The 12239-nt window shown below is 30.3% G+C and carries 15 protein-coding genes; 8 read left to right on the top strand and 7 right to left on the bottom strand.

Annotation, left to right across the window (positions count from 1 at the left end):
- Positions 1-63 precede the first annotated feature (63 nt).
- On the bottom strand, positions 64-201 hold the full coding sequence (locus FAY47_RS20660; RefSeq protein ID WP_207706254.1) for a hypothetical protein: 138 nt from the start codon (positions 199-201) through the stop codon (positions 64-66).
- Positions 202-327: 126 nt separating this feature from the next.
- Here FAY47_RS20660 and FAY47_RS15755 point away from each other — a divergent pair, with 126 nt between their 5' ends.
- Complete coding sequence (locus FAY47_RS15755) at positions 328-1524, top strand: hypothetical protein (RefSeq protein ID WP_143317858.1); 1197 nt, start codon at positions 328-330, stop codon at positions 1522-1524.
- Between the two features lie 142 nt (positions 1525-1666).
- Positions 1667-2554, top strand: coding sequence for a hypothetical protein (locus tag FAY47_RS15760; protein WP_143317859.1), 888 nt, complete (start codon positions 1667-1669; stop codon positions 2552-2554).
- Here FAY47_RS15760 and FAY47_RS15765 read toward each other — a convergent pair.
- Positions 2541-3551 carry a zinc-binding dehydrogenase gene (locus FAY47_RS15765; protein WP_143317860.1) on the bottom strand — a complete coding sequence of 337 codons (1011 nt, stop codon included), beginning with the start codon at positions 3549-3551 and terminating at the stop codon, positions 2541-2543. The genes FAY47_RS15760 and FAY47_RS15765 overlap by 14 nt on opposite strands.
- A gap of 124 nt (positions 3552-3675) precedes the next feature.
- Between FAY47_RS15765 and FAY47_RS15770 the strand changes: the two genes are divergently transcribed.
- A complete protein-coding gene (locus tag FAY47_RS15770) occupies positions 3676-4233 on the top strand; it encodes a TetR-like C-terminal domain-containing protein (protein ID WP_143317861.1) in 558 nt (185 codons plus the stop codon).
- A 60-nt stretch (positions 4234-4293) separates the two neighbouring features.
- Here the strand turns inward: FAY47_RS15770 and FAY47_RS15775 are convergent, their stop codons facing one another.
- Positions 4294-5232 (bottom strand): hypothetical protein, encoded by a 939-nt coding sequence (locus FAY47_RS15775; protein ID WP_143317862.1) that lies wholly within the window; start codon positions 5230-5232, stop codon positions 4294-4296.
- Between the two features lie 170 nt (positions 5233-5402).
- On the opposite strand from FAY47_RS15775, the gene FAY47_RS15780 reads away from it, so the two are divergent.
- The 5 genes from FAY47_RS15780 to FAY47_RS15800 all read left to right on the top strand — a co-directional run bounded on the left by FAY47_RS15780 (position 5403) and on the right by FAY47_RS15800 (position 8994).
- Complete coding sequence (locus FAY47_RS15780; protein WP_143317863.1) at positions 5403-6266, top strand: Spo0B domain-containing protein; 864 nt, start codon at positions 5403-5405, stop codon at positions 6264-6266.
- A gap of 89 nt (positions 6267-6355) precedes the next feature.
- Positions 6356-6850, top strand: coding sequence for an NfeD family protein (locus FAY47_RS15785; protein WP_143317864.1), 495 nt, complete (start codon positions 6356-6358; stop codon positions 6848-6850).
- A 19-nt stretch (positions 6851-6869) separates the two neighbouring features.
- Positions 6870-7859, top strand: a complete 990-nt coding sequence (gene floA, locus FAY47_RS15790) for a flotillin-like protein FloA (protein ID WP_185966858.1) — start codon at positions 6870-6872, stop codon at positions 7857-7859.
- A 21-nt stretch (positions 7860-7880) separates the two neighbouring features.
- On the top strand, positions 7881-8231 hold the full coding sequence (locus FAY47_RS15795) for a hypothetical protein (RefSeq protein ID WP_143317865.1): 351 nt from the start codon (positions 7881-7883) through the stop codon (positions 8229-8231).
- A 19-nt stretch (positions 8232-8250) separates the two neighbouring features.
- Entirely contained in the window at positions 8251-8994 is a 744-nt protein-coding gene (locus FAY47_RS15800) for a LytTR family DNA-binding domain-containing protein (protein ID WP_143317866.1), read from the top strand.
- Between the two features lie 47 nt (positions 8995-9041).
- Here the strand turns inward: FAY47_RS15800 and FAY47_RS15805 are convergent, their stop codons facing one another.
- From FAY47_RS15805 to FAY47_RS20665, 4 genes are all read right to left on the bottom strand, one after another.
- Entirely contained in the window at positions 9042-9752 is a 711-nt protein-coding gene (locus FAY47_RS15805) for a DUF1287 domain-containing protein (RefSeq protein WP_143317867.1), read from the bottom strand.
- Between the two features lie 212 nt (positions 9753-9964).
- Positions 9965-10699, bottom strand: a complete 735-nt coding sequence (locus FAY47_RS15810) for an endonuclease V (RefSeq protein ID WP_143317868.1) — start codon at positions 10697-10699, stop codon at positions 9965-9967.
- Between the two features lies 1 nt (position 10700).
- On the bottom strand, positions 10701-11168 hold the full coding sequence (locus FAY47_RS15815; protein ID WP_143317869.1) for a hypothetical protein: 468 nt from the start codon (positions 11166-11168) through the stop codon (positions 10701-10703).
- A partial coding sequence (locus tag FAY47_RS20665; protein WP_207706255.1) for a YwqJ-related putative deaminase occupies positions 11158-12239 on the bottom strand: 1082 nt, incomplete at its 5' end. The genes FAY47_RS20665 and FAY47_RS15815, both read right to left, overlap by 11 nt.

Consider the following 12239-nt stretch of genomic DNA (forward strand, 5'->3'; position numbering starts at 1 on the left):
TATTTTCAAAAATTCATCTTATATCTATTATTCTTTCTAGAAATCACTTTTTTATCTACCAAACTACTTAGCCACCTTTTCCAAACTCTTATATTTCATAGATGTCAAAGAAATTATTTCTTCAAATGATACTCCTTTTTTCATCCCCTTATATTCTTTTCTTTCTAACACTAAAAAATGATTGCTTGTAAAAAGCACCATTCTCAGTGCTTTCAAATATTCTCTGACTTACCTAAATTAATTATTTTCTGAATTTTCAAAATAATCATTGTATTTTCCATTTTTTTCCTATATACTTATGTTAACTTAATATAAGGAGGTAAGATTATGGGAAGATTAGTACATTTAAAAGCTTTTACAAATGACGTTAAATTAGCACAGGATTCTATTGAAAATTACAAACAAGAATTTACTACTCTAGTTAATTACGCCACTCAAATTAAAGGGTATATATTCCCACTGCCACATGACATTAATGCATGGCCAGGAGGAGCAGCAGCTTATCAAGCTGCCCAGACAACTTGGGCTGATATAGGTGGTACTCTCGAAGGATGGTCAATTAGTACCTTAAAAAATATTATAAAGATACCTGAAGCATTAACAGGTGACAATAATACTATTATTTTACCAGCTCTTAACGCATGTATTTCCTTATGTGATGATCTTATTTCAGATCCAAATGATCAACTCTATACAAGAAGTCTTAAACGTAAGATTAATTTGCTTATAGATTCTTTCGATATGTATTCAGATATGACTGAAGGCCTTATTAAAAGTTTAAACGATGAAGCCACCGTTTTTGACAATGATGCAGGTAAAATGATTGTCCTATCAAATCAAGCTCTAGATGCAGTTGGAAACGACAATAAAAGAATTACAGAATTGAATAATCAAATCTCTAAACTAAATTCAGACATTAAGTCAGCAGCTGTAGCTATTGCTGGAGGTTCTTTAGTTACTGTAGCTGGTTTGGGTATTTGCATTGTAGGAATTATCTTAGCCCCAGCAACCGGAGGTGTATCATTAGGATTATTAATTCCAGGCTTAGTGATTACAGCCGGCGGTGTAGTATGTATTGCTTTAAATTCAATGACTATCTCTCAAGACAAAAAATTAATTGACGCACTTAACACTCAGATTAATTCCATAGAAGGAGATATAACATTACTAACACAAATGAGTGATAAGCTTAAAGGATTTGCAGGTCAAGTAGATTCTCTTAAAAACACTCTTAGTGTTATAACTAAACCATGGTCATCTGCTTGTGATTACTTTAAAAGCACTCTAGAAACATTAAACACAATAGAAGATGCCACATCTGAAGATTGGACAAATGTAAAAAATGAACTTAATGATATCTTAACTCATTGGAATACTCTTATTGATACTGTTGGAAAAATCCAAGTACAATTTGATGTATACAAAACTAATTTATCACTTGGAATGAGCCAAGATGAAGTAATGAAGGCTATTAATGATTCTTCAGCAAATAAAGTAGATATAATAACCTACTTAATTTCATAAGAATTATTAATTAAAGTAATAAATTTTCATTTTTCAAAAGGTTTTAACGCCTAATTCAAGCAAAATCTTCTGCTTGAATTAGGTATCTTATTTACTAAACATATTTATAATAATCTAGACTATTATAATGGAGGTGAAAATAGTGAATAATGAAACATCACTTGAAAGATTTCCAGAAGACTCAATTGATGAATATAAAAATGAACTTTATATTCTTATTAATTACTCAACCCAAATAAAGAACTTTAAATGGCCAAAATTAAACTACTTTGATATATGGACAGGAGGAATATGCCAGTACGAAAACATAAAGATATATTGGGCTGATATGAGCAATGAATTTATTGATTGGTTAATGAGTGTTTTAAAAAGGACTATAGAAATAGAGAAAATCTTAATTAACGATAACACTACCATCCCCCCACTACTTCGCTCTTCTATATCAATATGTAATACTCTTATTACTAACGATCCAACTGATGGTTACTATATAAAACTGCTTATGAGGAATCGTGAATTATTATACAATTCTTTTTGTATATATGCCCGCCTTTCTTTAAAGCTTTTTGAAAAATTGAATGCAAATACTCGGGAATTTGATTGCAGCATATCTGAAATAATGTATGATGATGATTCTATTAACTATGCAATAAAAATAGAAAAAGGTAAAATTAAGAATTTAGACAAACATTTTTCTCAAACAAATACAGCTATTGAAAAAGAATTGTCTTCTACTGAAAATAGTAAACGTATTGAAGATCTTAAAACACTAGAATCAATAAAAATAACTCTTGAAAGTTTCAATAGTGAAATCAATCCCATAAAAGACAATTTTAAAATAATAATTAATCTGTGGTCATTTGCTTTTGATTACTTTAAAAGCACTATAGAAACATTAAGGTCAATATATTCTACCACGACCCAAGATTGGGCAATTGTAATAAATAAACTTAATGATATTTTAATTTCCTGGAATGCTCTTATTGATATTATGAATAAAATTCAAATCCAATTTTCTAATATTTTATAATTACATTTAGTGAGTTTTCTACATCACCAGCGGTTTCTATTGCCAGCTTAAGCTCTTCCCATGGAAATTCATGGGTTATAATAGACTCAATATCCCATCTTTTACTCTCCATAATGGCCATAACATCTTTTACGTCTTCTGGCATATATCCACCACTTCCAATAAGTGCATGTTGCGCAAATGTCATGGATAGAATATCTACTGGCCTCTTACCTGCCAAAACTCCAACAAGCACCATTCTACATTCGATTTTCCCCATTTCCTGAAATAAATCTAAAATAGAAGCTGCCCCAGCTGCATCAACGTAAATATCTACATTAGCTGTTTCCCCACTTAAAGATAGTGCTTCTCCAAAACATTCTATAGCTTTAACTTTAAGATTTTCCTTGCTATTATTACAAACTTCAAAACCTAATTCTTTAGCCTTTTTTAATCTAAAATCAGAAAAATCGCATATCATTACCTTGTCACAGCCAAAATATTTTAACGCAATAGCAACTGCAATCCCTATTGTTCCTGCTCCAAATACAATGGCATTTTCACCTTTCTTAGGAAGTGCTCTACGTGCTGCACGGCAGCCTACTGTAAAAGGTTCAATTAAGGATGCTTCTCTTGAAGAAATTCTACTACTAACCATATAAACCTGCTTATTAAGTTCCGCGTTAGGAATCAATATATATTCTGAAAAACCACCTATTGTCCCTGCTCTTTTGGTATCTCCTTTTGCTAAACGTGGATATGGATATACTCTATCTAAAACCTTAATATCTTTTACATTTTTCCCTACATCTACGACTTCTGATACCATCTCATGCCCGAACTCCCCTCCAACAGTAATTTTATGACCTGTGCCAGGGCCATGAAAATAAACTGCTACATCTGTACCACAAATGCTAGAGTATATGTTTTTTATAACAATATCATTATCACCAGCTTTTGGTGTATCCATATCTATTAAACCAATACTTTTTTGACCGTTGTATATAGCTGCTCTCATTATTAATTTCTCCTTTAACTCAACACTTGTCTGTTTAATTTAAATATAGTATAATATGTGAAATTTAGAGATACAACCATCATTTTTTTAATAAGTGTTGGAATAATAATAAAGAGGGATACTTATGAATACAATGGCTAATAAAAGGTTTCAAGAAAATGAAAAGAAAATACAGGAAAGTTTTATATCTTTATTAAACACTTATGATGTTAATCAGATTACTGTGCGTGCCATTTGTGAAAAAGCTAAAATTAACCGTTCCACCTTTTATGCACATTATCAAGATGTATATGACTTGCTAGATAGGCTTGAAATCGCCATGAACAACAAAATTGTAGCTCAATACAAAGGTAGAGAAATAGATGAAATATTTTTTATATCAGATGAATTTTTTATTCCATTCTTAGATTTTATCAGTAAAAATCAAATTTTTTATAAAGCTTGTCTGCAAAAGCGTAAAAGTTTCCCAATCAGTCAAGGGTTTGAAGCTCTTTGGAATATAGTCATTAAACCAATTAGTCTTAAACATGGAATTACATCAGAGGATGAAATGATGTATTACTTTGTCTTTTTTCAAGCTGGAATCACTATGGTGTTAAAACGTTGGGTTGACAATGGCTGCATTGAAACACCTTCAGAAATTTCTAGCTATATTATGAACTGTTTATCTAGATTTCGTTAATACTTATTGTTAGTATCCTAAACAGCATATGCTTAATTTACTCAATCCATTCTTATGCTCTTATTTTGTCATGGTGCCTTCTAACACAGCTTTACTATTAACATCAATACAGAAGTTTTTACCCATAGAAGTATTTACTCTCAAATATCCATTATTATCTTTAACCATAATATTTTGTGCAAAAGAGTCTTGGCACTTTGTTAGACTTTGCACATCCCACAAAAATTCACCATCATAATTATAAATCAAGATATTATCCATTTTTGTATCTTTGTTTATATGCTTATCATTATTTTCTTCAAACTTTACCTTAATTGCAAAGCATCTATCAAATTCAAGTATTTTATCAACTAAACCATCTATAATTATCTTTGAATTTTTGCCCTTATTGCCAAAATCAAGCTCAGTAATTTGTTTTTTATTATTTAGAGTAGCTCTTATCAACCCTTTAAAACTATGTTCCTCTGAATCGCTTATCTCCTCAAATTCCATATTTTCTTTATTGAAATCCCAATGCTTTATATAAAACCACCTATTCATATGTTCACAAAAGCTACTTATATATTCTTCTAATTTCTTATAAGGGAAAATTACATTTAAAGATCTTATAGTATACTCAAAAAAGTGTTTTCTCCCATCATAGTCTACTTTGTAATTCCATTTCTTTTCAAACTTCTTTCTATTTATACACTCATACTCAACAGATACACTCCATAAAATCCTCTCTAAGAAGGCAAATCTTGCTTCTTCATAATCTTTTTCTAAGATATCAACTACAAAGCTACCTCTATCTCCAAAATCTATTTTAAAATAACCTTTCTTTTCACTATAGCCACAGGAATGCTGATAATATTTACTTTCAAGATTATCATCTACATAATTAAACAACTTATCAGGTATATTTATTTTTTTACAATCATCAATTATTTCTTTTTTAAAACTATTCCATTTTTCCTCTTCCATAGCACTCATCTTATAAGAAGCCAACTCTTCATTCAAATCCATATACCCCCACTTCATTCAATTTAAACTTAAAGTTTTTCATAAAATAGTAATTCCACATACTTTAATTATATCCTCCTTATGGTAATTATTAAAATATACTTAAAGCCAACACAAGGATAATATAGTAAAATATACTTATATATTTAATACAAGGTGGTAAATGGATGAAAATTAAAAAACAAGAATATAGTATAGCTAAAATAGTATTAATATCAATATTCTTAAACTTATTACAAGTAGCCCTCATAACAGTTTTTATATATTACATATACAAAAATCATTATATGTATGAAAGTGACTTTATTATTTACCTTATAGCCATATGTATAGCTGTTAACAGCATAGTTACAGGAATAATATTTTATAATCTTCTATTTAAAAAAGGAAGTAATAACTTAGTAGATACTATAAAATATCTTGAGTCCTTTAATAAAACCTTAAGGACTCAAAGACATGATTACTTAAATCATATTCAAGTTATTTATTCCTTAATGGAACTAGAAGAATTTGATGAGGCAAGAAAATATATGGAGCCTGTTTACAGAGATATAGTAAAAGTTAGCAAAGCTTTAAAAACTTCAAAACCAGCTGTAAATGCTATGCTTCAAGCAAAATCACAGATGGCTGAAAAAAAGAATATAGAGATGGAGTTAGAAATAAAGAGTGATTTAGATAATCTAACTATGGAACCATGGGAGTTTTGCAGAGTTATAGGGAATATCATAGATAACGCTATTTATTCTTTAAGTACAAAGCCAGAGAATAAATATATACTTGTCGAGTTTGCTGAAGATTTACAAAATATTAAAATCAATATATCAAATAATGGAGATAGTATCCCTAAAGAAATTATGGGTAAAATCTTTCATGAGGGATTTACTACAAAAGGAAGCAAAGGTGACGGTATGGGACTTGCTATAGTAAAGGAAATAGTTGAAGACTTTTCTGGTAAAGTAACAGTTTCATCAGATGATAAAAGAACATCCTTTGAAGTGATTATACCCAAAAACCCTAAAAAGGACATTTAAATTATAAAAATGTATAACTTAGAAGTTTTGTATTACTAATTTTGTTTTTAGGATTATTATAATTCTATAGTAAGGAGGGATTGAAAAATATGAGCACATTTTTACCAGACCTATCAGTTCTAACTATTATTCTCTTACTCATAGGATTTGCCTTGGTACTTTTAGAAATTCATATACCAGGTTTCGGAGTTCCAGGAATTCTTGGAGCTATATGCTTAATTCTGGCGGTGGTACTAACAGCTCAAAATTTTGCTCAGGGTTTAGTGATGGCCTTAGGTATAGCAACTGTACTTGGAACTATGCTAGTCATAACACTAACCTTCTTCTCAAAGGGTAAGTTATTTAAACCCTTAATACTGTCAGAGGAGCAAAAAAAAGAACATGGATATATAAGTTCTTCAGACTTAAATTATTTACTAGGGAAAAAAGGAATTGCAATTACAGATTTAAGACCATCAGGTTCTGTAGATATAGATGGTGTTAAATTTGATGTAATTTCAGATGGAGAATATATTTCTTCCGGTACTAAGGTTGAAATATTTAAAGTTAGCGGAGTGAAATTATTAGTAAAAAAAATAAATTAATTTAAAGGAGATATTATTTATGGATTTATTCGCTTGGAAAATTATTATTACAACATTTATAGTAATAGGTTTAATTATTACATTTTTCAATTTTGTCCCTATAGGACTTTGGATATCATCTCTAGCTGCAAATGTTAAAGTTAGTATATTCAATTTAATAGGAATGAAATTAAGAAGAGTTATACCTGCTAAAATAGTACTTCCACTTATTAAATCTACAAAAGCTGGCATGGATCTTACTGTTAATCAATTGGAAGCTCACTATTTAGCTGGTGGTAATGTAGATAATGTAGTAAATGCATTAATTGGAGCTCATAGAGCAAATATAGACTTACAATTTGAAAAAGCAGCTGCTATTGACTTAGCTGGTAGAGATGTTTTAGAAGCAGTTAAAATGAGTGTTAATCCTAAAGTTATTGAAACACCTAACGTTTCAGCTGTTGCAAAGGATGGTATAGAACTTCTAGTTAAGGCAAGGGTTACAGTTAGAGCTAATCTTGAAAGATTAGTTGGTGGTGCAGGTGAAGCAACTATTCTTGCAAGAGTTGGTGAAGGTATAGTAACTACAGTTGGTTCTTCTCTAAGTCATAAAATAGTATTAGAAAATCCTGATGCTATTTCTAAAACTGTATTAAGCAAAGGTCTAGATGCAGGTACAGCCTTTGAAATTCTATCCATAGATATAGCTGACGTTGATGTAGGAAGAAATATAGGAGCACAACTACAAACTTTACAAGCAGAAGCTGATAAGAATATTGCACAAGCTAAAGCAGAGGAAAGAAGAGCTATGGCTATAGCTAAGGAGCATGAAATGAAGGCTGCAGTTGTAGAAGCTGAAGCCGAAGTGCCAAAGGCAATGGCATATGCTCTTAAAGAAGGAAAACTTGGAATAATGGATTACTATGATATGCAAAACGTTATTGCAGATACAAGCATGAGAAGCTCAATTTCTAATGCAGGTAACAAAAATCAACCTCTAACTACTGACGATAAAAAAAATAAAAAATAATCTCCTAGGAGAGTGAATAATATGAGGAATAATAGCTATAATATATTTAAGTCTGCCCAGAATACTCTTGATAGACTTGCCCTAAGAAAAGATAATTTAGGAAATTATTCTATTGGATTTTCAAAAAGTCCTGTATCAAACCAAAATAAAATTGATGTAAAAACTGATAGTAGCATTATATCTACTCCTGAAGTTCCACCTATAAATGACAATATATCTTTTGAGAAGAAGGTAGCTCCCCTTTCAGAGAATGAAGGAATCATAGATTCTATTGCTAATGAAATAACGCCAGTTAGGCTTCAGCAAGCTATTATACTTTCAGAAATAGTTGGAAAACCACGAAGTAAAACCAGAAGGAAAAGAAGATTTTAAGAATTAGGAGAATTTTTATATGAATTTAAAAGTGCTTATAGTTGATGATGAACAAGGAATTAGAACCGTAATAAAAAAAGTGCTAGGCAAATCTGGTGGTTTTAAAGTTGTTGGAGAAACAGATAATGGTGAAGAAGCTATAGAAATATTTAAAGAATGTCATCCTGAAGTTGTGTTCTTTGATATTGAAATGTCAGGATGTAGTGGCATTGATTGTGCTAAGATATTAACAGATATAAATCCAGATACTATAATAATCTTTGCAACTGCTCATGAAGAATATATGTCTGATGCATTTCAATTATATGCCTTCGACTATTTAGTAAAACCATTTAAAGTGGAGAGACTGCTACAAACCTTAGATAGGATAAAAAAGCTAAATAAACCCAGTTACGAAAATGGCATAGACAAGATAATAAAACTTGAAAAAGGCCTAGATAAGCTTATGATAAAAAATAAGGAAGGTATAAGTTTTCTTGATACAAAGGAAATAGTTCTAGTTCAAAGAGAAGAAAGTACTACTGTTATATATACTAAAACTGAGAACTATGCTACCTCTATTTCCTTATCAGATATAGAAAAAAAGCTTGATAATACCCTATTCTTTAGAAGCCATAAGTCATATATTATAAATTTGTCCTTAATCAAAAAAATCTATCCTTATGGAAGATGGACCTATGTGGTTAAACTCAATAATACAGAAAAAGATGCTCTATTGACTCACGAAAAATATGAAGAAATAAAAAAACTTTTTAGTTTATGATTAAAGCCGTCCTAATGGGCGGCTTTTCTAAAATGTTATCCATGAATTTAATATTTCCATCTGTAATGACCATGAATTGGAGTTTGAAACCAGCTCAACTTAGCCTCTGCTGCACATGGATGCCAATTATGAATAACATAAGGAATCCCATCATTATCTCTTTTATCTGAAATAATGCCAATATGCTGATATCCTTCAGTAAAAACAATTATATCTCCTGGCTGCCACTCTTTTAAGTTGTTAATGTCATCTTCCTTAAATTCTGTAGTTAGCTGAATACCATTCTTTTTAAAGAACGTGTCTAAATTCAAAACTCGTCTAAAATCAATATTAGAATCTGGTTTTCCGTTTACAGCTTTATATTCAGACATATTTTTTCTAATATCTTTATCTACGAGATCTTTAATCATTACATTCATACCTTTAAAACCTCTCCATATTACATCAGTACAAACGCCTTCACCATCTGGTGGATATCCTCCCACATAATAAGCATCCTTATATGTAGTTTTCTGCTCCACTTCTTTCCTAGCAGAGTTAACTATATCTATGGGATCAGCTATTCCATTTTCATTTTTATCAACCTTTGAACTTTCATCTGGAATCTCTGTTTTGTTAATTTGCAACTTATCACTAATTTCTTCTATAGTATTCTCTAATTTATTATTTGATTTATTATATTTTAGTACTGCTGCTGTAGCTATTGAACTTATAGCTATTAAACTCACTAAAATGACAATTACTTTTCTTTTTTTCACACTTTTCCCCCATCTAACCAATCATATATTTTTTTATAGTCAGACATCCATTCTATCTATGTCGTATCTATATATTACTATATCTGTTCATCTATGTAAATCAAATCAAAAACCATTATAGTTACTTACTTAATAACTTAGTTACATATAACACATTGATTCAGCTACTAAAAAATAATGAATCAACCTACTTAAATTTCGGCTAATTCATTTCATCTTCTCACTACATTATTACTTATTTTATGTTTATATAATTCTCTCATTTTATGTGTTTCTATATCTGCTAATCTGGTAGGCATAGGAATATGGCTTTCTTTATCTACTAATTTACTTACAATTTGTGTTGAAGTTCCTAAATCTATATGATTACCTACTGATATAAAAATAGGTTTTACATTTTTATGTGTTCTTAATACACGCCCATAAATATCATTATGTATTACTATATCTGTATATGCACCTTCTATATTTTCAGGCATAACAAAATCTACATTATCAATTTTATAATAACTTTTTGCAACTCCTATAGTTGGTTTATTTAAGAAAAATGATGCGTGAGTAGCTATTCCCATATGATTAAAATGTAAATATCCATTACCATCTAAGATAAATATATCTGGTTCTAGTACTAACTTTTTTGAAGCTTCAATAACTAAGGGCAACTCTCTAAATGCTAAAAATCCTGGTATATACGGAACCTTTATCTCTCCTACGCTATTAACTTTTTCAACTATCTCTTTAGTATTATAATCAATAACAACTATACAACATGTACCGTATTGCTCATTTTCATTTTCCCAATAAGCCAAATCAACACCTGCAACTAATTTAATATTATTTTTGTTAAATGTATTTCTTAACATTATTTTTTTCTTTAACTCATTTTGTATCTCAACGAACTCTGACTTCTCATAAATATTGAAATTATGAACTTCTTTTATTTCCATACTACTCTCTTCCTATAGCTTTTTTATACCATTCTTCTTGACTATTTCTAAGCCTTATGTCATCTTCAGTTGGTTCTAATTTCTCATCTATTAATACTCCTTCTTCATTCCATTTCTTGAAAGTTAAACACACTCCATACTCATGATTACCTTCTAATTCTAGAATACCATTTCTATACCAAACTTTCTCAATTCCATAAATTCTTCCTCTTTGCATATACTGCATACTTTTTATTTTTCCATCATTATAAAATTCGATAAAATCACCATGTGAAAAACCATTTTTATAATAACAATAATATCTTAAGTTTCCATTTGGATAAGTTTCATAGGTTAACCCTGTAAATGGCTCTCCACCTTCTTCTTCTGGATTATCTAAAATTCTATCACTACAATATTCATCCCATAAATCTTCAAAATCAACTCCATTATTTAAAACATATTCTTTTGTTAATATTTCAATTTTCATACTTTAATACCTCCGGAAAATAATTTGCTCCATCTGTTATAAATTCGCAATGTGGGCACCTCGGCATAGGTAACCCTTTGGGTTTTAGTTTTTTTCCAGACCTTACTACATATATCATAAAATCATTTAATTTAGCATTAGGATTAGCTAATAATGCTTCATTTAATGCATATACTTCTGCATGTGAACCTGATCCTAATGTCTTATTAGAATAACTATCTAATATATTTTTAGGCATATTATCTAATCTTTCTTTAATTAAAGGATGAAGTTCTCCTGGAACTTTTCCTTTAATATTATTTATTCCAAAATAATATTTTCCTGTACTAGTGTCTAGAACTCCAGCAACTGCTGGACCTAATTCTCTCTTAGAGATTCCTGATTTATATAATCTTTCCACCTCATCGTTAACAGCACCACGCAAATTAATTCTATTATTAATTTGATCAGAAGTTAACGTACCATATTTATTTCTTAAGTAGTCAAGTCTGCTTATTTCAGGATTACTTACACTTTCAGCACCAGTACCACCCTTAACCTTCTTAAGTAGTACCATCTGTGCTATAAGTCCAGCCGTATAACCAGTACAATAAGCTAATCCCTTTTCATCCTTTGCATCAGATACTTGTTGTGCTATTCCTTCAACTATAGTGGAAGGATCATCAAGGACAGCTTTTATCATTTCGTTATCCTTATAAAAGTCTTCTTCCGCTCCCTTAAGCCAGTCTGGAGTGTCCCCTGTTACCTTAGATATTACAACAGCTACGGCTCCTACGGCATATACAAAAACGCCTTTAACTAGTCCAACTAGTCCTTTAATTAAATCTTCTACTGACTTAATCACTCCGTCTACAAAGTTTCCTACCATTTGAGAAAAATCTATAATTCCATCAACTATTCTTTCCCATGTAGTTACATACCTCGTATATGTTTCATGGGCTCTGCTGGCATAATTATTGTCCATCTCTTCATAAGGAACTACCTTGCTATTAAATAGATTATTCATATAATCTATTTCGGAATCAAATCCACTCTTATATGAATTAATTATATCCCAAATTTCCTCTATTT

This window comes from Clostridium sp. HBUAS56017 (genome assembly GCF_007115085.1).
Lineage (GTDB): Bacteria > Bacillota > Clostridia > Clostridiales > Clostridiaceae > Clostridium > Clostridium cibarium.